The following is a 21,284-nucleotide window of genomic DNA, read 5'->3' as shown; positions in this document are numbered from 1 at the left end:
TCGTACTATCCTTCAATTAAAAAGAGTAGTTCATCCCCGAACTGCTCTTTTTGTTATTCTCTCACTCTGACGTACATGCAGTTGTCATCCAACTTTAGATAGTGTTATTATAATATATGGACGATTAAATATGAAAAAACGTATATAAAGTAGGTAGAAATGATGAAGAATATTTTTATATAGATTGAGGAGCGTTAACTATGGCTGGATTAATTAAAAAGATCTTTGGTGATGGAAATCAAAGACAGCTTAACCGTCTACAAAAAAAAGTAGATCAAATAGAAGAATTAGAAATCGATATAAGTAAGTTGTCTGATGCAGGACTTCAAGAGAAAACAAATGAATTTAAACAGCGTTACGAAAATGGGGAAGATTTGGATAGCTTACTTGTTGAAGCATATGCGGTGGTACGAGAAGCTGCCAAACGTGTATTAGGTATGAGACCTTTCCAAACCCAGCTTATGGGTGCCATTGCACTTCATGAAGGTAATATTGCAGAAATGAAAACAGGGGAAGGTAAAACACTTGCTTCAACTATGCCTGCATATCTTAATGCAATTTCAGGTAAAGGTGTGCATATTATAACTGTTAATGAATATTTAGCAGATCGTGACGCAAAAGAGATGGGAGAACTCTTTCATTTTCTAGGACTGACTGTCGGATTAAATGGGAATGGATTAACTAAAGAAGAGAAAAAAGAAGCATACTTATGTGATATCACTTATGGAACCAATAATGAATATGGTTTTGATTACTTAAGGGATAATATGGTGCTATATAAGGATCAAATGGTACAACGACCTTTAAATTACGCCATTATCGATGAGGTGGATTCCATTTTAATTGATGAAGCAAGAACACCTCTTATTATCTCTGGATCTGCAAAAAAATCTGCATCCCTTTATCAGCAAGCAAATAGTTTTGTTGGTACGTTAAATCGTGAGGGTGACTATACGTATGATGAAAAAACAAAGGGAGTTCAGCTAACTGAGGAAGGAATAAACAAAGCTGAACGTTATTTTTCTATTGAAAATTTATTTGATTTAAACAACGTTTCGCTTACACATCATATTAACCAAGCACTAAAAGCACATGTTTCGATGCACCGCGATACAGACTATGTGGTACAAGATGAAGAAGTTGTTATTGTGGATCAGTTTACTGGGCGTTTAATGAAAGGCCGTCGTTACAGTGATGGCCTCCATCAGGCAATCGAAGCAAAAGAGGGTCTGCAAATACAAAATGAGAGTATGACTCTTGCTTCCATCACCTTCCAAAACTTTTTCCGGATGTATAACAAGCTTGCCGGTATGACGGGTACTGCTAAAACAGAGGAAGAAGAATTCCGGAATATTTATAATATGGATGTATTGGCAATACCAACGAATAAACCAATAGTAAGAGATGACCGTGCAGATTTAATCTATAAATCCATGCAAGGCAAATTTCAGGCAGTAGTGGAGGAAATTAAAGAAAGATATGAAGCAGGACAGCCTGTATTAGTAGGTACGGTCGCTGTAGAAACATCTGAGCTAATTTCACAGCTATTAAAGAAGGCCGGAGTAAAACATAATGTTTTAAATGCTAAAAACCACTATCGAGAGGCTGAAATTATAGAAAATGCTGGTCAAAGGGGTTCAGTAACGATTGCAACCAATATGGCTGGGCGTGGAACTGATATTAAGCTTGGAGAAGGTGTGAAAGAATTAGGCGGGCTCGCTGTAATAGGTACAGAACGGCACGAATCACGCCGAATTGATAATCAGTTGAGAGGGCGTTCTGGCCGTCAGGGTGATCCCGGACTAACACAATTCTACTTATCAATGGAAGATGAGCTGATGCGTCGGTTTGGCTCAGATAATTTAAAAAATATGATGGAGCGTTTAGGAATGGATGACAGCCAACCAATCGAAAGTAAGATGGTTTCCCGTGCTGTAGAATCTGCTCAAAAGCGTGTGGAAGGAAATAACTTTGATGCACGTAAAACGGTTCTCTCTTATGATGATGTATTAAGAGAACAGCGCGAAATTATTTACAAACAACGTTTTGACGTAATTGATTCTGATAAAAACCTGAGAGAGATTATTGAAAACATGATACTATCTACTGTGACCCGGGTAGTTGCTACACATACAGGCGATGACGACGACAGTAATTGGGATTATAAGGCTATTCTCGAGTTTGTACATGGAAGCCTTCTAGATTACGAAGATATTAAAGAAGAGGATTTAAAAGGGAAAGATCCTGAAGAAATGAATGAACTAATCATGGACAAAGTGCGTGGTCGTTATGACGAGAAAGAGCAAGAACTTACAGAGGAACAAATGCGTGAATTTGAAAAAGTTATTTTACTGCGCACGGTTGACTCTAAATGGATGGATCATATTGATCAAATGGACCAACTTCGCCAAGGAATACATTTACGAGCATACGGTCAAAATGACCCGCTTCGTGAGTATCAAATGGAAGGTTTTGCTATGTTTGAAGCTATGGTTGAGAATATAGAAGAAGAAGTTTCTAAATATATTATGAAAGCTCAAATCCGTGATAACCTACAACGCCAGGAAGTAGTTAAAGATACACAAGCAGTTTCCGGAAGTCAAGAAGACAAGAAGAAAACTAATAAACCTTATGTGAAAAAAAGTAATGTAGGTAGGAATGATCCTTGTCCTTGCGGCAGTGGTAAAAAGTATAAAAACTGTCATGGTAAGTAAACATGAAACACTCCTCTTATGGTGGAGTGTTTCATGCTTTAAATAAAGTGAAGAGGTGAGAAAATGGAATTGGTAGAAATTAGAAATGAATTGGATAAAATGTTAAAACGAATCGAAGACTTTAGGGGGTCTCTTTGACTTAGATGAAAAGAGAGCTAAAATTAAAGAACTTGAATTAAACATGTCTGAACCATCATTTTGGGATAATCAGGATGAGGCCCAAAAAGTAATTAATGAGGTAAATGGGTTAAAGGGATATGTTACCAACTTTGAATACCTTGAGGAACGCCTGGAAGATCTGGAAGTTTCTTTCGAGCTTGTTAAGGAAGAAAATGATAAGGAATTGTTTGAGGAATTAAATGAGGACGTAACTCTTATAAAAAAAGAAATAAATAATTTTGAGTTGCAAATGCTATTAAGTGAGCCCTATGATGCAAACAACGCTATTTTAGAATTGCATCCGGGAGCAGGTGGAACTGAATCCCAAGACTGGGCAAGTATGCTGCTTCGCATGTACCAACGTTGGGCAGAAAATAAAGATTTTAAAGTAGAAATGCTCGATTATCTTCCGGGTGATGAAGCTGGTGTTAAAAGCGTTACATTGCTTATTAAAGGGCATAATGCATACGGGTATCTGAAAGCTGAAAAAGGAGTCCATCGTTTAGTTCGTATTTCGCCATTTGATTCCTCCGGACGCAGACATACGTCATTTGTATCTTGTGAAATTATGCCGGAATTAACAGATGATGTTGATATTGATGTGAAAACGGAAGATATTAAAATAGACACATATCGAGCCAGTGGTGCGGGTGGTCAACATGTAAATACTACGGACTCCGCTGTACGAATCACCCATATACCAACAAATGTGATCGTTACTTGCCAAAATGAGCGTTCCCAAATTAAAAACAGGGAAGCTGCAATGAAAATGCTAAAATCTAAACTATATCAGCTGGAAATTGAACGACAACAAAAGGAATTAGATGAGATACGAGGAGAGCAGAAAGAAATTGGGTGGGGAAGTCAAATTCGCTCCTATGTTTTCCATCCATACTCTATGGTAAAAGATCATCGCACGAACGTAGAGGTTGGAAATACTCAAGGTGTTATGGATGGAGATATCGATCCATTTATCGATGCATTTTTGCGCTCTAAAATTAATGCATAATAAAATTTCTTGTGCACAAACTATGAAATATATCACACTTATTACTGTGAAGAATTATTTCACTGAATTGACACAAACTGGCAATGTCATTGATTTGCCTATATTACAGTGATGATAACCTTATCGATGCGTTATGAAAGGGGTTTTAATTCCCTGGAAAATGGTTATAATAAATTATGATAGGCATTAATCTAAAATTTGCGTTAGGGGGATTTAAGTTATGAAAAAATGGTTACTAACAGTTCTATTTGGTACTGCTATCGTACTGGCTGCATGTGGCGGTGACGAAGGTGGTACAGACGAGCAACAAGACTCTGGTGACAATGCAACAGAGGAATCTTCCGAGGGTGGTTCTGTAGATTCAGCAGCGGCTGAGGAAGTATTTGAAAGCAATTGTGCTTCATGTCATGGTGCAGATCTTTCCGGTGGAGCAGGCCCTGATCTAACTCAGGTTGGTTCTAAATATTCTGCAGATGAAATTGCTGATATTATTAAAAATGGTAAAGGTAGTATGCCAGCTGGATTAGTATCTGGTGATGACGTTGACCTTTTGTCTAGCTGGTTAGCTGAAAAGAAATAATTTTAATATCAAACAAAAGTCTGGCTTATGGAAAGCCGGACTTTTATTTTTGGTAGCAAATCATCACACTTCAAGTTAGTTCCTATTCTCCGCTTAATAATTTTACAAGTTTATATTACCAGTAACAATTACCCCTTTTTTCTTACAAAAAAACCTATTATATTTCAAATTAGCCAACCTTTGAAACACAAATGTAATAATTTTATGTCTAAAAAAACTGGCGAAAGATGTTATAATGAATAAGAAATCTTTTGATTGCTTCCAAAAAGTGGAGCAATTTTTTTCAGTGAATAGAATGGAATGACAATAAACATAAAGGTGATTTTATATGATATTAATGAAAGATGTTCATAAAACATACCCAAATGGGGTTACAGCATTAAATGGTATTAATGTTGAAATAGAACAAGGTGAATTTGTTTACATAGTCGGCCCGAGTGGTGCGGGTAAATCAACATTTATTAGATTAATGTATCGTGAAGCTAAAGCAACAAATGGAACAATTATGATTAACGATTTAGATATGAGTAGCTTAAAGGAAAAGAAAGTGCCTTTTCTTAGAAGAGATATTGGTGTTGTCTTTCAAGATTTTAAGCTTTTACCTAAACTATCAGTATATGAAAATATTGCTTTTGCATTGGAAGTAATTGAAGAATCTCCGCGAAATATCCGCAAACTAGTAATGGATGTACTAGAACTCGTCGGTTTGAAAAACAAGGCACGGTTTATCCCAGATGAACTGTCCGGAGGTGAGCAACAGCGCGTGTCCATTGCCCGTGCCATCGTCAACAAACCTAAAATTGTTATTGCAGATGAACCGACTGGAAACCTTGATCCTGAAACTTCATGGGAAATCATGAAAATACTGGAAGAGATTAACTCCAGTGGAACAACCATAATAATGGCAACACATAGTAAAGAAATTGTTAATACGATTAAAAAACGAGTCATTGCAATAGAGGATGGACTTATTGTGAGAGATGAGCACCGAGGTGAATACGGCTATGAAATTTAGAACAGTGAGACGACATCTTCGGGAAGGGTTTAAAAATATAGCAAGAAATGGATGGATGACTGTAGCTTCCGTAGGTGCAGTAACCACCACACTTATTTTGGTTGGTGCCTTTCTAGCTCTTATGCTTAACTTAAACCAGATGGCAGATAACATAGAAGAAGATGTGGAAATAAATGCTTTATTAGAGCTGACTCTTGAAGAGGATCAAATAACAACTATCGGGGATGAAATAAAACAGATAAATGGTGTGGATTCAGTTGTTTTTTCTTCTAAAGATGAGCAGTTGTCAGAATTAGTTGACAGCATGGGGGAAGAAGGAAAGTCATGGCAGTTATTTGAACAGGACAATCCTTTAAATCATGTTTACATTATCAAAACAAAAGATCCACAAGACACAATAAAAGTAGCTGATAAAATTTCTGATTTGCAAGGGGTTCAGGAAGTGAATTATGGACAAGGGGTAGTTGAACGACTCTTTGAATTCAATAAATACGCAAGAACGATAGGTGTTGTTCTTATTGTTGGATTAGTTTTTACAGCAATATTCCTGATATCCAATACAATTAAAATTACTATTATGGCACGAAGCAGAGAAATTGGCATTATGAAATTGGTAGGAGCAACAAACGGCTTTATCAGATGGCCATTTTTTATTGAAGGTCTCTTACTTGGAATTCTAGGATCTGTAGTTCCGATTGCTGCTATTTTAGGTGGCTATTATTATTTAGAAAATAATATTAGTGAACGAATTAATTATAGTTTTGTTGAATTATTGCCATTTAACCCATTTGCATGGCAGTTATCCCTTATCATATTAGGTATTGGTGCATTGATCGGTGTATGGGGGAGCGTAATGAGTGTCCGCAAGTTTTTAAAAGTTTAATAACAGCAGTTGTTGCTAGCATCAAAGATAAAATATTTTTAAACATAGGGAAGGGGAACACGGGTAATGAAGAAGATCTTTTCGTTCGGAATGACCACGGTTTTAGTATTATCTCTAAGTATTGGAACGGTAACTTCAGTATCGGCTGAGTCCATAAATGGATTAAATGATAAGATTAATGACTTGGAAAAAGAAAAACAGGAGCTGAATGATAAACAAGGTAGCCTTTCCAGTGATAAAGAAAATACGCAATCTAAAATAAATGAAAATTTGAATGAACAGAGTTCTGTTGAGAAAGAAATACAAAACATTGACGAGAAATTAAATAACACAAAGAATAAAATTTCTACAAAGGAAAACGAAATAACTGAAACCAATAATAGAATTGATGAATTAAAAAATAGAATAGTAGAATTAAAAGAAGAAATAAAAGTATTAAAAGAGCGAATTAAAAAGCGTAATGAACTACTTAAGGATCGCCTGCGTGCCATCCAACAAAATGGTGGGAACATGAAATACATAGAAGTTATTTTAGGTTCACAAAGTTTTGGCGATTTCATTAGCAGATCTTCTGCGGTTAATGCCATAATGGATCAGGATAAATCTATTATGGAAGAACAAGAAGCAGATAAGCTTTCCTTAGAAAAGAATAAAGCTGAGGTAGAAAACAGCAAAAAAGAAGTAGAAGCTAAAAAAGCATCTCTTGTTGATCAAAAGAAAGAGCTTGTAGCTTTAAAAGGTGACTTAAATAGCCAAATGAAAGAAAGAGAATCATTGATGGCTAAGTTGGAAGAAGAACATTCTGATTTGGAAGAGTATAAAGTAAGTATTGAAGATGAGCAGGAAATCCTTGCTGCTCAAGCATCTGCTGTTGAAAAGGCGAAACGTCTGGCAGAATCAGAAAAAGGAAAATTGGAACAGCTTGCTAAAGAAGAAGCAGCTAGAAAAGAGAGAGAAAGAAAGGCTGCTGCTGAAGCTAAAAGTAAATCAAGCAGCTCACAATCCAGTTCGAGCTCAAGCTCTAATTCCAATTCAGGAAGCAGTGCAAGTGCTAGTTCAAGCTCTAACAGTGGCGGAGGTATTTTCATCTGGCCGGCTGCTGGTCCCAAAACTTCTGATTATGGATATCGTATTCACCCAATTTACGGAACGAAAAAGCTCCACGCTGGTATGGATATAGGTGCTGGTACTGGAACTACCTTAAAAGCAGCTGCTTCAGGTGTAGTTATCCGCGCAGGATGGATGAATGGATATGGAAATACAATTATGATTTCACATAGTATTAATGGAACGAACTACACTACGTTATATGCACACCTTAGCAGAATCTCAACTTCTGCAGGTGCTGTAGTAAGCCAAGGACAAACTATTGGCACTACTGGTAATACAGGTGGTTCTACAGGTCCACACCTTCATTTTGAAGTTCATAAAGGTGGTTGGAATGCTTCTAAGAGCAATTCTGTCAATCCATTAAACTACTTAAATTAAGTTGCTTATTAAAAAGGACATCACAATATTGTGGTGTCTCTTTTTCTTAGGAAAGATTATGATATAATTACATAAACTTAGTAATAAACATAGTCATAGGTAAGGGAAAGTGATATGCTTTTTATTGTGCATGTGCATTCAACATAATGATTGAGGTGGAAATATGAAATATGGAAAAATGAAAATAGTTCTCTTGCTGCTTGCAGCATTGTTTCTAGGGTTCGCCGGAGCCTATACTGGCGTTAAGCTTGCAAATCAAGGTGAGTCAACCATTGAGCAAAGTGCGAATAAAGGAGCCACAGAAAGAGCAGATGAACAAGCAGCAACAACTCCGAAAGATATGCAGAAAGTTGTACAAGCATATACCTTAATCAAACAGAATTATTTGAAGGATGTTGATGATAAACAGTTGATTGAAGGTGCTATTCAAGGAATGTTAACAACCCTTGAGGATCCTTTTAGTTCTTACATGGATGCAGAGTCCATGAAGGATTTCAATGAACAAATCGAAGCAGAGTTTGAAGGAATTGGAGCAGAAGTAAGCATGGTTGAAGGTAAAGTGACCATCGTCGCTCCAATTAAAGATTCTCCTGCTGAAAAAGCTGGGCTCCGGCCAAATGACCAAGTATTATCTGTAGATGGGAAAAGCTTGGAAGGTTTGGATTTAAATGAGGCTGTCGCAAAAATAAGAGGAGAAAAAGGCTCAGAGGTTGTCTTAGAGGTTAAACGTGCTGCAGCTTCAGAACCGTTTGACGTTACTATTGTACGTGATACAATTCCAGTTGAAACAGTATATAATGACTTAAAAACAGTTAATGGTAAACAAACTGGAATTTTGGAAGTGACAAACTTCTCTGAGCACACTGCTGAGGAATTTACAGAACAACTGGATAGCCTTGAAAAAAAGGGGATTGAAGGGTTGGTTATCGATGTAAGAGGAAATCCAGGAGGCCTACTTAATGTTGTCGAAGACATGCTAAAGCTATTTATACCTGAAGATATGCCATACTTGCAGATTGAAGATCAAAATGGTGATAAAACACCTTATTATTCCCAGCTAAAAGAAAAGAAAGAGTATCCAATAACTGTACTTGTAGATGAAGGAAGTGCATCTGCTTCAGAAATATTGGCTGTTGCAATGAAGGAAGCAGGTTATGACGTAGTAGGGCAAACAAGTTTTGGTAAAGGGACAGTACAACAAGCAGTTCCATTAGGAGATGGAAGTACGATTAAGCTTACTTTCTACAAATGGCTTTCTCCAAAAGGTAATTGGATTAATGAAAAGGGAGTAGAACCAACGATTGAGAAGAAACAACCTGATTATTATTATTCTAATCCTATTCAAATTGATGACCCATTTGGATTTGATCAATCAGATGAGAAAATCGGGAATATCCAAAAAATGCTTTCTGGTTTAGATTACGAGCCGGGGAGAGAAGATGGCTATTTCAGTAAAGAGACAGTTAAAGCTGTGAAGAAATTCCAACAGAAGAACGATATAAAAGTGACTGGGGAAGTTGATAAAAAAACAGCTGGATTACTGGAGACAAAGATTGTAGAGAAAATACGTAATGGAGAAGACGACGTTCAGTTAGATACTGCACTGAAAGCTTTATATAAATAAGCATAAAGCCGCGGCTGAAACCGCGGCTTTTTAACTCAAAAATTGCAGGGAAAAAGTCGATAACTATCGAATAATACTAGTAGATAGTTTAACAGAGAAGGTGATGAAGCAATGAACTTGTGGGCAATTGAACTAGGGAAAGGTTTAGCTAAACTGTTTCTCCAACCATTACTGTATTGGAGTCTGTTCCTAGTGGTACTGGCAGGTTACAGGCGAATTAAACAAGAAAGAAAAAATTTTGGTATTAAAATCTTTGATGTTTTTTCTGAATGGAAGAATACATTGTTTTTCTCTTTATTACTTGGTGTGATTTTTTCTGTGATCTTTTTAGGAACAGGAATGGTATTGTCTTACGAAGTAATGTTTATCATTAGTATTGTAATTATACTTTTAAGTATCACTGGCAAATTTACGTTACTTTCACCTAGTTACACCATTGGGTTAACCTATGTGATTTTATTGTTTCTCCCATTTCTAGGGAAGGGAACTCAACCATTTTCAGATATAAGTTTTAGTGTTATCGTTATTTTATTGGGAATAGGATTAATTGCAGAAGGGGCTTTGATATGGAAAACGAGGAAGCAGGAATCCTATCCTGAGCTAATAAAAGGTTCCAGAGGTGGTTGGATTGGTCTCCACCGTTTAAAAAAGTTAAGCATAATTCCTTTTTTTACATTAGTGCCCTCGGGATTAATTACACCTTTTGCACCGTATTGGCCATATTTTTCTATTGGTGAAACCACTTATAGCCTAGTGCTTTTTCCTTTACTAATCGGATTTGAACAAGCTGTTTTAGGTAATGCTCCTGCAAATGCAGCACGACGTCTGGCTAAACAAGTTATCCTATTGGGAGTTTTTATCCTAGTCTTGGCTATTGGAAGTGTATTTCAATCTTGGTTCTCTCTGGCAGCAGTAGTTTTATCAATCCTTGGAAGAGAGTTAATCAACTATAGATTCAGAACTGCTGATCGGTTATCTCCATCTTTCTTCCAACGCAGTAAGGCAGGGCTAAAAGTATTAGCAATTATACCTGAAACTCCAGCGGAACGTCTTGAAATTTTACCTGGTGAAGTTATAACCAAAGTGAATGGATTCAGAGTCAGTGGCATTGAAGAGTTTTATTATTCACTCCAAAAGAGTGGTGCCTTTTTTAAATTGGAAATCATAGATTTTAATGGAGAAAATCGTTTTGTACAAGGCGCGTTATACGAAGGGGACCACCATGAATTAGGTGTGGTATTTGCCGCAGACCCTTACAGAAAGAAGAGGCTATTAAGTAATTAACTTATTACTTACTAAAGGTAATTCCATGATTGATCATGGAATTACCTTTTTAATTTTCAACTTAGCCTGTTTACTCTCTTCTTATGTGAAATATTCACAATAATTACGTGAACTTGTAGTATTTATCCTATTTATACAGTATTTACTGTCTTTATGTCAGACATATATTGTTCATATACACACAAAAGAAAAGTGATGCAAATCACAGGTGGGCAGGTATATAAATCATAAACTAAGAGTGAAGATAGGGTTATTCACGCAGAGCAGATAACTAACACATATATGTTGGATGGCCTAAGGTTATCTTCAATCTTAACTAGAGGTGATTAATATGTTGAAAAAAACTAAGTATACGTTAACTGCTGTATTAATGGTGAGTGCTTTAATGTTATCTGCTTGTGGTAATGGAACAAACGAAGTTCAACATGAAGTGTCTAAGGAGCTTAAGAGCTCTGTGAAACAAACGAGTGCTACGGAAAATCTCCAGGACATCATAGCTCCACACAAAGAATTAAATCAAGAACCTGTACCTGTGGAATTTGAACGAGATGGAAAAGATGTATTTGTTACGATGACAGCGCAAATTACTGATATTGAAATTGATAAAAATTATAATTACAAGGCCTGGACGTTTAACGGAGAGGCACCTGGACCGCTAGTTGTAGTAAATGAAGGGGATACCATTCACTTTACATTAGAAAATAAGGATCCAGCAATTCCTCATAGTATGGATTTTCACGCTGTTCATACTGCTCCGGATAAAAACTTTGCTGATGTAGCTCCAAATGAAGATGGTACGTTTTCTTACAAAGCATCTAATCCAGGTGTGTTTATGTATCATTGTGGTACTGCACCTGTTCTCCAACATATTGCAAATGGAATGCATGGTGTGATTATTGTAAAACCAAATGACGGTTATCCAACTGACAACGAAGTGGATAAAGAGTATGTTGTTATTCAGAACGAATGGTATAAATACAACGACCTTGAGGATATGACAAACGATGTCCCTTCCCAAGTTGTATTTTCCACAAAAGCATTACATGAAGGGCAACCAAATACGAATGGAACCGTTAGTGCGGTGAAGGATGAACCATTATTAGCAAATGCTGGAGATAAAGTACGTATCTATATAAATAACGTTGGACCAAACGAAGTTAGTAGCTTTCACGTAGTTGGGACGATGTTTGATGATGTTTATATTGATGGTAACCCGGCCAACCATTATAAGGGGATGCAGACAGTTATGCTACCTGCAAGCGGAGGCGCAGTTGTAGAATTTACTGTAAAAGAAGAAGGAGAATATCCATTTGTAACACATCAATTTAATCATGCTACTAAGGGGGCAGTTGGGTTAATAAAAGTAACTAAAGGTGAATAATAGGCTCTACTTTATTTAATATTATCAAGGAAAACATCGGCGAAAAGGCTGGTGTTTTTTTATGGTGAAATATTACTGGTATGATTTTAAGTAGGCTTATAAGGGTATAATGTCTTTAGAAGAGAAGGGTTAAAGCATTTTTATCGAATATTTGTTCGTTAATATGTTAAAATTATTTGTACGTATGATAAACTATTTATAGATGATTCAGATCGGGGGCAAGACTAGTGAATAATACGTTTGAATTAATAGCGAACTACGAACCGCGTGGCGACCAGCCTAAAGCAATTCAGGAAATCGTTGATAAAATTCTGGCTGGTCAGCGTCATCAGACGTTACTTGGAGCAACTGGAACAGGGAAGACGTTCACGATGTCTAACGTGGTAAAAGAAATAAATCGGCCAACATTGGTCATTGCGCATAATAAAACTTTAGCTGGACAGTTATATAGTGAATTTAAAGAGTTTTTTCCAAATAACGCGGTTGAATATTTTGTCAGCTATTATGACTATTATCAACCGGAAGCTTACGTACCATCTACTGATACTTTTATAGAAAAAGACGCGAGTATAAACGACGAGATTGATAAACTCCGACATTCTGCTACATCTTCATTATTTGAAAGAAATGATGTTTTAATTGTAGCAAGTGTTTCTTGCATATACGGTTTGGGTTCCCCTGAAGAATATAAAAGCCAGGTGCTTTCACTACGGATGGGAATGGAAAAGGATCGAGATGCACTCTTACGTGATCTTGTAGATATACAATATGCAAGGAATGATATTAACTTTCAACGTGGTACTTTTCGTGTGCGTGGAGATTCAGTAGAAGTCATCCCAGCCTCACGGGAAGAACATTGTATTCGAATTGAATTTTTCGGCGACGAGATCGACCGTATTCGTGAAGTAGATGCATTGACAGGCGAAATTATTGGTGACAGGGAGCATATTGCAATTTTTCCTGCTTCCCACTTTGTTACACGTGAAGAAAAGCTTAAGAAAGCTATTATAAATATCGAAAAAGAGTTGGAGGAACGACTGAAAGAACTCCGTTCGGAAAATAAATTACTAGAAGCACAGCGTCTGGAACAGCGTACAAATTATGATATTGAAATGATGAATGAAATGGGTTTTTGTTCAGGTATTGAAAACTATTCCCGTCATTTAACATTCCGTAATGAAGGGGATACACCATATACCCTTTTAGACTTCTTCCCGGATGATTTTCTTGTAGTGGTGGATGAATCCCATGTTACTCTCCCCCAAATCCGTGGAATGTATAATGGAGACAGGGCGAGAAAACAAGTTCTTGTAGACCATGGATTTCGATTGCCATCTGCACTCGATAATCGACCGTTAAAATTCGAGGAGTTTGAGAAAGCAACGAATCAGCTCGTTTACGTCTCAGCAACTCCCGGGCCCTATGAAATGGAACATTCACCTGAAATGACAGAACAAATTATAAGACCTACAGGATTACTTGATCCTAAAATCGAAGTGCGTCCGATTAATGGGCAAATCGACGACCTCATTGGTGAAATAAATAAACGCGTGGAACGGAAAGAAAGAGTACTTGTTACTACACTGACTAAAAAGATGTCAGAGGATTTAACTGATTACTTAAAAGAAATAGGAATGAAGGTTGCTTATCTGCATTCGGAAATAAAAACGCTTGAGCGGATTGAGATAATTAGAGATTTGCGAGTTGGAAAATATGACGTATTAATTGGTATTAACCTTCTAAGGGAAGGGTTGGATATACCGGAGGTTTCGCTAGTGGCAATTCTAGATGCAGATAAAGAGGGCTTTCTTCGTTCAGAAAGATCCCTTATCCAAACAATGGGACGCGCTGCACGTAATGAAAATGGAGAAGTAATTATGTATGCAGACCGCATTACAAATTCCATGCAAGTGGCGATGGATGAAACCAACCGACGCCGTGAAAAGCAAATGGCTTATAATGAACAACACGGAATAACCCCAACGACAATTAAAAAAGATGTGCGTGATGTCATACGTGCAACTGTAGCTGCAGAAGAACAGGAAGAATACGGAGATAATAAGAAGAGTCTTGCTAACCTCTCCGGAAAAGAAAAAACAAAAGCAATTGAACAAATGGAAAAAGAAATGAAGGAGGCTGCCAAAGGTCTTGACTTCGAAAAAGCAGCTGAACTTCGTGATATTATTCTAGAACTTAAAGCGGGAGGTTGATTTATAAATGCCTAGTAAAAGTATACAAATTCAAGGCGCAAGGGCACATAATTTAAAGAATGTTGATGTCACCATTCCTAAAAATAATCTGGTCGTACTTACAGGCTTGTCAGGATCTGGAAAATCTTCACTCGCTTTTGATACAATTTATGCAGAAGGGCAGCGGCGCTATGTCGAGTCTCTTTCTGCTTATGCACGGCAATTTTTAGGGCAGATGGATAAGCCGGATGTAGATGCCATAGAGGGACTATCTCCTGCTATTTCTATCGACCAGAAGACAACGAGTAAGAATCCAAGGTCAACAGTAGGAACAGTCACAGAAATCTATGATTATTTAAGACTTCTATATGCCAGGGTAGGCCATCCCACTTGTCCAAAGCATGGAATTGAAATTTCTTCTCAAACGGTCCAGCAAATGGTTGATCGCATTTTGGAATACCCTGAAAGAACTAAGCTGCAAATACTTGCTCCAGTTGTTTCCGGCCGAAAAGGTGAGCATGTAAAAGTATTTGAGAAGTTGCGTCAGGAAGGCTACGTGAGAATAAGAGTAGACAAAGAAATGCGAGAAGTATCAGAAGAAATTAAATTAGAGAAAAACAAAAAGCACTCTATTGAAGTTGTGGTGGACCGTATTGTAGTAAAAGAGGGAATTACTGGGCGATTGAGTGACTCTATTGAGACAGCACTTACTTTGGGAGAAGGCAAGATCATTGTTGACGTAATTGGTGAAGAGGAATTAATGTTTAGTGAAAATCATGCCTGTCCCATATGTGGATTCTCGATTGATGAGTTGGAACCAAGGTTATTTTCATTCAACAGTCCATTTGGAGCATGCCCTACATGTGACGGATTGGGGACAAACCTGGAAGTAGATCTGGATCTCGTCATTCCTGATTGGGATAAGACGTTGAACGAGCATGCAATTGCACCTTGGGAACCAATTAGTTCTCAGTATTATCCTCAGTTACTGCAAAGTGTTTGCAATCATTTTAATATAAATATGGATACACCAGTAAAGGATCTTCCGAAAGAAGAAATGGATAAAATTCTGTATGGAAGCGGTAATGAAAAAATCCAATTCCATTACGTAAATGATTTCGGTAAAGTTAGAGATAATCGTGTCGCTTTTGAAGGTGTGCTAGCAAATGTAGCTAGACGGTATCGTGAAACATCATCTGATTTCATTCGTGAAACCTTAGAAAAGTATATGGCCCAAAAACATTGTCCTGCATGTAAGGGATACCGTTTAAAGGAAGAAGCTTTAGCGGTACTGGTAAATGGGCTGCATATTAGCAAAGTCACTGATTTCTCCATAGTAGAGGCTCAGGACTTTTTTGAGCATTTAGAGCTAAGTGAAAAGGAAGAAAAAATTGCTCAAATGATCCTCAAGGAAATATGTAACCGGCTGGAATTTTTAAATAATGTCGGCTTGGATTATCTCACTTTATCTCGTGCAGCTGGTACACTCTCGGGCGGAGAAGCTCAGCGTATACGCCTGGCTACTCAGATTGGGTCTGCTCTGACAGGGGTTCTTTACGTATTGGATGAACCATCCATCGGACTGCATCAACGGGATAACGATCGGCTTATCGAAACATTAAAGCGCATGAGGGATCTGGATAACACGTTAATTGTTGTGGAGCACGATGAAGATACCATGCTGGCTGCCGATTGGTTAATAGATATTGGTCCAGGTGCTGGGGAGCATGGAGGCCAAATAGTAGCAAGCGGCACACCAACAGAAGTAATGAAAGATGAGCGTTCTCTAACAGGACAATATTTATCTGGAGACAAATTTATTCAATTACCATCTCAAAGAAGAAAAAGTGATAAACGTCATATTGAAGTAGTTAGAGCTGAAGAGAATAATTTAAAGAAGGTTAATGCTAAATTTCCAATTGGTCTAATGACCGTAGTTACCGGCGTTTCTGGTTCGGGGAAAAGTACTTTAGTAAATGAAATTTTATACAAATCATTAGCCAAGGAATTGTATCGTGGCAAACATAAGCCAGGAAAGCATAAAACGGTAAAAGGGATCGAGCATATCGAGAAGGTTATCGATATTGACCAATCACCGATTGGAAGGACTCCTCGTTCCAATCCAGCAACTTATACAGGTGTTTTTGATGATATCCGTGATGTTTTTGCTCAAACTAATGAAGCAAAGGTACGAGGCTATAAAAAAGGTCGTTTCAGCTTCAATGTTAAAGGTGGAAGATGTGAAGCCTGTCGTGGCGATGGAATAATTAAAATTGAAATGCACTTCTTACCAGATGTATATGTCCCTTGTGAGGTTTGTCATGGAAAACGTTACAACCGGGAAACCTTGGAGGTTAAATATAAAGGAAAGAATATCTCTGATGTATTAGGACTGACCATTGAAGAAGCTTTGGAGTTTTTTGCTAATATCCCTAAAATTAAACGTAAATTGCAAACTATTTATGATGTTGGTTTAGGGTATATCAAACTAGGACAGCCGGCAACAACATTGTCAGGTGGAGAAGCGCAACGGGTGAAACTCGCAAGTGAATTACACCGCCGTTCCAATGGAAAATCCTTTTATATTTTAGACGAACCGACAACTGGTTTACATGTTGATGATATTAAACGGTTGTTAGCAGTCCTTCAGCGTTTAGTGGATAATGGTGATACAGTGTTGATTATTGAACATAATCTTGATGTTATCAAAACTGCAGATCATATTATTGACTTAGGACCAGAAGGCGGAGCACGTGGAGGACAGATTATTGCAACAGGTACACCGGAAGAGATTGCTAAAAAAGAAATATCTTATACTGGCCGATATTTAAAACCGGTGTTAGAAAGAGACCAGCAGCGAATGAATAATCTGATTTCAAACAAAGAAAAAATAAGTGCAAAGTAAACTGTAAAGGTAATAAGCTGGACAAAGCTTATTACCTATTTTTTTGTTACCGTATCTTTAAGAATTTTTTATTGGGGTTCGATAGTACACAAAATTGGTAAACTACGAATTAACTATGTAGGACTGTTTTCAGCGGATTAGCTTGTTCTACTGCCGATTGCTCTCACGCTCGTCTCATTCCTTTAATGTATTAGATTAGGAATATACTCAAGCAAGTATACTACTATTGAACTTTCTTTTGCGATATTTTCAAACGTATGTTTTGACGCATTCCTATCATTTGGATAAGCTAAACAAAGAAGTGTTTTTGGGAGGAACAGAATAATGAAATCAATTGAAATGGAAAAAGTACAAGAACAATTAGATCGTTTTACAAATAAAGCAGTATATGTACATGTGGAAACGACAAATGGGGCATATGCAAGTCATTTTGACGATAAAGCATACAATGTAGGAGCATATGTTAGAAATGCAGAAGTAACATTTCATCAAGCAAAGATCGTTGGAAGCGGAAATGCCTATCGGGTTGGCTTGAAAATGGAAAAAGGGTGGATTTATGCTGAAGGGCTAACTGATTGGGTGATGCAGGAAGAGAGTAAGATGCTAATGGCCGGTCATGATCGCGAAGGCCGTTTAATGGTAGCACTTCAAATTAGTGAAACTCCATTTAGCTATTAAAAAATGGAAAAACATTTAATTATTATGGTAAATTTTTAGAATAAAGGTGATAAGAATGGAAAAACATGTTGTAGTTATATACCCACATCCTGATGATGAATCGTTTGGCGCCGCTGGAACAATTGCAAAATTTAGAGAGCAGGGGGTACCAGTTACCTACTTATGTGGCACATTAGGTGAAATGGGTAGAAATATGGGCTCCCCCACATTTGCAAATCGTGAGACATTACCAGAGATCAGAAAACAAGAATTACTTAATGCCTGCAAGGCGCTGGACATTCAAGTACAAATGCTTGGCTATCGTGATAAGACAATTGAATATGAGAATCGTAGCCAGATAGCAGATGATTTAAAAGCAAGACTTGAAGAAATCAAGCCTTCGCTTGTAATTACGCATTATCCTCCACACGCTGTTCACCCTGATCATAATGCCATGGGCGCGGCAGCTATCGAGGCAGTAAGTTTAATGGAGCCTGAAGTTCGACCGACAGTGTGGGCGCAAGCTATAACGAATACGTACGTGGAGGATTTAGGAAAACCTCATGTAATTAATGATATTCGCCCATACCTGGACAAGAAAATGGAAGCCATATTGTGCCATACCTCACAGGCTAGTGGAATACTTGGTCAACTAACAGATTATGAAAACTTAGATAAGGATTTAAAAGAAAAAGCTGAAAAAAGGCTTGGGTATGAACAATTTTATATTTGGGACTTTGAAAAGTAATAGACTTCTAAAATGAAGATATAAGTGAAGAATCGCTCTCTTCTTCTGCTTTAATATTTAACTTTATTTAGAAAAAAGCATTTAAAAGACTATTTCAGTGTAGATTGTAAATACAATTATAATGTTTAAATTATATTTACATGAGGAAACCTGAATATATAGAAGGAGGGAGCATTTTATGAAAAAATTATATCGTTCATCTAATCAACGTATGGTCGCAGGTATTCTAGGCGGTATTGCAGAATACTTCAATGTTGATGTAACTATCCTACGATTAATTTTTATTATTTTACTATTTTTTAGTGCCTTCACCTTTGCATTTGTGTACTTGATTGCTATCTTTATAATACCAAATGAAAGGGAGATACATTAAATGGTGCTTCGTTGGCTGATATCACTTATTTTAAATGCAGTAGCTTTATTAGTTGTAGCTCAACTATTTGATTCTTTTCAGCTGGAAGGATTCGGAACAGCGCTTTTGGCCAGTTTCATTCTAGCTATTTTAAATATCTTAATTAAGCCGTTGCTCATTTTATTTACATTACCTATTACAATATTAACACTTGGTTTATTTTTATTTGTTATCAATGCAGTTACGCTAATGATTACACAAGCATTAATGGATTCATCCTTCGTAATTGATGGATTTGGTATAGCTATACTTGCTTCTATTATCATTTCTATTATTAACTTAGTGCTAAATAATTTGGTGAAAGACTCCATCCGTTAACAGAAAATGCTTCGTAGGCTATTCGCCTACGATTTTTTTTTCGTATATGCTACAATAAAGTGAAACTTCTTACACCAATTCGAGGAGGATGCAGTACATGTCGATAGTTCGTACCAAGGATTTACTTAAAAATTTTACTTTAACTCTTGTAGCAGGGGAAGATGGAATACATAGAGAAATTATAACAAGTGACATTTCACGTCCGGGAATTGAAATGACCGGTTATTTTAAATATTACCCCCAAGAACGTTTACAATTAATCGGCAGAACAGAAATGGCTTATTTTCTAGATCTGACAGATGAGGAAAAAAGAGATCGCGCCAGCCGTTTATGTACAGATATCACTCCTGGAATCGTTGTCTCCAGAGGAATGGAAATACCAGAAATATTGATAAATGCAGCAAATGAATCTGGAGTACCTATTTTACATTCACCACGGAAAACGACAAGGGTCATTAGCCGTTTAACTAATTATCTGGAAGCTAAATTTGCTCCATCGACAGCGATCCATGGGGTGCTTGTTGATATATATGGGGTTGGTGTCCTGATTACAGGTCAAAGTGGCGTAGGGAAAAGTGAAACTGCTTTGGAATTAGTGAAGCGAGGACACCGCCTGGTAGCGGATGATAGCGTAGAAATCAGGCAGGAGGATTATGATAGTTTGATTGGAAATCCTCCACCATTAATTGAGCATCTTCTAGAAATTCGCGGACTAGGAATTATTAATGTAATGACATTATTCGGAGCAGGTTCTGTTAGAAGTCATAAAAAAATTTCCTTCATTATCAATCTGGAAATATGGGATCAGAAAAAGCAATATGACAGACTTGGATTAGATGAAGATAAAATGAAGATAATGGATGTTGAGTTACCGAAAGCAACCATACCTGTTCGACCAGGTAGGAACCTTGCAGTAATTATAGAGGTTGCAGCAATGAACTTCCGTTTGAAAAGAATGGGAGTAAATGCAGCTGAGGAGTTTTCAGAGCGACTAACCATGATGATTGAACAGGAGTCAGAAGGAGCAGAATAGGAGGAGTCATATGAGTTGTCAAGCACCGGCGTTAGACCGGGTATTTTTAGAAATTGGGCCCTTACCAATTTATTGGTATGGGGTGATTATTGCCACAGGCGCTTTTCTGGGATTGTATCTGGCAACAAAAGAATCAGATCGCTTGGGAATGAAAAAAGATCTCATCGTTGATTTTGTTGTTTTCGCCATTCCGATCGCTATTTTGTTTGCCAGAATTTATTATGTAATATTTGAATGGGAAAATTACGCTGATGGACCATGGACGGACATTTTTGCCATATGGGAAGGTGGCATTGCAATACATGGTGCTGTTATTGGTGGAGTTTTGACGGCAATTGTATATACAAGAATAAAGAAAATTTCCTTTTGGCAATTAGCTGATATTATTGCGCCAAGTTTGATCTTAGGGCAGGCAATTGGACGTTGGGGAAACTTTATGAATCAGGAAGCACATGGTGGTGCAATTTCAGAGGAAACGTATAATAGTTTTCATCAATATTTACCTGATTTTATAATGAACCAAATGTGCATTGAAGGAGTTATGTACCATCCTACTTTTTTATATGAATCTATTTGGAATTTAATCGTATTTGCCTTTTTACTTATCCTACGCAGATATAACCCGTTACGCGGAGACGTATTCTTAAGCTATGTGATTGCATACTCTGTAGGCCGCTTTTTCATCGAGGGTATGCGAACTGACAGTTTATACGCAGTTGGCGACTTAAGGCAAGCACAGCTTATCTCTGTTATAGGTATTGTGACAGCTATAATCATTCTTGTATATCGCCATATAAAAGGGCCTAAAATCAAGTATGCAGAAGGAAAAGTATCTGCAAAGAAGAAAATTGATAATAAAAAGAAGAATAAAAAGAAAAAATAGGA

Annotated in this window: 17 protein-coding genes; all 17 read left to right on the top strand. The window is 37.2% G+C overall.

The features are described 5' to 3' along the window. The first annotated feature begins 200 nt into the window (after nt 1-200). The 17 genes from secA (at nt 201) to lgt (ending at nt 21,282) form a co-directional block, all read left to right on the top strand. Nucleotides 201-2,714: a preprotein translocase subunit SecA gene (gene secA, locus BME96_RS13550; RefSeq protein WP_071649315.1), complete on the top strand. Its 2,514-nt coding sequence runs from the start codon at nt 201-203 to the stop codon at nt 2,712-2,714. 63 nt (nt 2,715-2,777) lie between these two features. Continuing rightward, nucleotides 2,778-3,882 (top strand): peptide chain release factor 2 gene (gene prfB / locus BME96_RS13545; RefSeq protein ID WP_156036013.1). Its coding sequence is split into 2 segments (ribosomal slippage): nt 2,778-2,849 and nt 2,851-3,882, totalling 1,104 coding nucleotides; the frame shifts between segments, so codons are not numbered across the junction. A gap of 220 nt (nt 3,883-4,102) precedes the next feature. Then, entirely contained in the window at nt 4,103-4,462 is a 360-nt protein-coding gene (gene cccB, locus BME96_RS13540) for a cytochrome c551 (protein ID WP_071649314.1), read from the top strand. Between the two features lie 328 nt (nt 4,463-4,790). Further along, nucleotides 4,791-5,477 (top strand): cell division ATP-binding protein FtsE, encoded by a 687-nt coding sequence (ftsE, locus tag BME96_RS13535; RefSeq protein WP_019377742.1) that lies wholly within the window; start codon nt 4,791-4,793, stop codon nt 5,475-5,477. Then, nucleotides 5,467-6,360, top strand: coding sequence for a permease-like cell division protein FtsX (gene ftsX, locus BME96_RS13530; protein WP_019377741.1), 894 nt, complete (start codon nt 5,467-5,469; stop codon nt 6,358-6,360). Before ftsE ends, ftsX begins: the two co-directional genes overlap by 11 nt. Before the next feature lie 66 nt (nt 6,361-6,426). Then, on the top strand, nt 6,427-7,848 hold the full coding sequence (locus BME96_RS13525) for a murein hydrolase activator EnvC family protein (RefSeq protein ID WP_071649313.1): 1,422 nt from the start codon (nt 6,427-6,429) through the stop codon (nt 7,846-7,848). Nucleotides 7,849-8,011: 163 nt separating this feature from the next. After that, the gene (locus BME96_RS13520; protein WP_071649312.1) at nt 8,012-9,472 is read left to right on the top strand and encodes a S41 family peptidase; all 1,461 of its coding nucleotides are present in this window, start codon (nt 8,012-8,014) and stop codon (nt 9,470-9,472) included. Nucleotides 9,473-9,583: 111 nt separating this feature from the next. Beyond that, the gene (locus tag BME96_RS13515) at nt 9,584-10,756 is read left to right on the top strand and encodes a PDZ domain-containing protein (protein ID WP_071649311.1); all 1,173 of its coding nucleotides are present in this window, start codon (nt 9,584-9,586) and stop codon (nt 10,754-10,756) included. A gap of 331 nt (nt 10,757-11,087) precedes the next feature. Next, the gene (locus BME96_RS13510) at nt 11,088-12,137 is read left to right on the top strand and encodes a multicopper oxidase domain-containing protein (protein ID WP_071649310.1); all 1,050 of its coding nucleotides are present in this window, start codon (nt 11,088-11,090) and stop codon (nt 12,135-12,137) included. 227 nt (nt 12,138-12,364) lie between these two features. Next, nucleotides 12,365-14,347: an excinuclease ABC subunit UvrB gene (uvrB, locus tag BME96_RS13505; protein ID WP_071649309.1), complete on the top strand. Its 1,983-nt coding sequence runs from the start codon at nt 12,365-12,367 to the stop codon at nt 14,345-14,347. A gap of 7 nt (nt 14,348-14,354) precedes the next feature. Next, the gene (gene uvrA, locus BME96_RS13500) at nt 14,355-17,231 is read left to right on the top strand and encodes an excinuclease ABC subunit UvrA (RefSeq protein ID WP_071649308.1); all 2,877 of its coding nucleotides are present in this window, start codon (nt 14,355-14,357) and stop codon (nt 17,229-17,231) included. A gap of 324 nt (nt 17,232-17,555) precedes the next feature. Continuing rightward, nucleotides 17,556-17,909 (top strand): YojF family protein, encoded by a 354-nt coding sequence (locus BME96_RS13495; RefSeq protein WP_019377734.1) that lies wholly within the window; start codon nt 17,556-17,558, stop codon nt 17,907-17,909. Nucleotides 17,910-17,964: 55 nt separating this feature from the next. Continuing rightward, the gene (gene bshB2, locus BME96_RS13490; protein WP_019377733.1) at nt 17,965-18,636 is read left to right on the top strand and encodes a bacillithiol biosynthesis deacetylase BshB2; all 672 of its coding nucleotides are present in this window, start codon (nt 17,965-17,967) and stop codon (nt 18,634-18,636) included. Nucleotides 18,637-18,814: 178 nt separating this feature from the next. Continuing rightward, a complete protein-coding gene (locus BME96_RS13485; RefSeq protein WP_019377732.1) occupies nt 18,815-19,009 on the top strand; it encodes a PspC domain-containing protein in 195 nt (64 codons plus the stop codon). Further along, nucleotides 19,010-19,366 carry a phage holin family protein gene (locus BME96_RS13480; RefSeq protein WP_019377731.1) on the top strand — a complete coding sequence of 119 codons (357 nt, stop codon included), beginning with the start codon at nt 19,010-19,012 and terminating at the stop codon, nt 19,364-19,366. Nucleotides 19,367-19,463: 97 nt separating this feature from the next. Continuing rightward, complete coding sequence (hprK, locus tag BME96_RS13475; protein WP_019377730.1) at nt 19,464-20,399, top strand: HPr(Ser) kinase/phosphatase; 936 nt, start codon at nt 19,464-19,466, stop codon at nt 20,397-20,399. 10 nt (nt 20,400-20,409) lie between these two features. Further along, nucleotides 20,410-21,282, top strand: coding sequence for a prolipoprotein diacylglyceryl transferase (gene lgt / locus BME96_RS13470; protein WP_071649307.1), 873 nt, complete (start codon nt 20,410-20,412; stop codon nt 21,280-21,282). The last annotated feature ends 2 nt before the right edge of the window (nt 21,283-21,284 follow it).

The organism is Virgibacillus halodenitrificans, assembly GCF_001878675.1.
GTDB lineage: Bacteria > Bacillota > Bacilli > Bacillales > Amphibacillaceae > Virgibacillus_Q > Virgibacillus_Q halodenitrificans.
The sequence above is the reverse complement of the archived record's forward strand: the minus strand, read 5'-3'. Positions and strand labels throughout refer to the sequence as shown.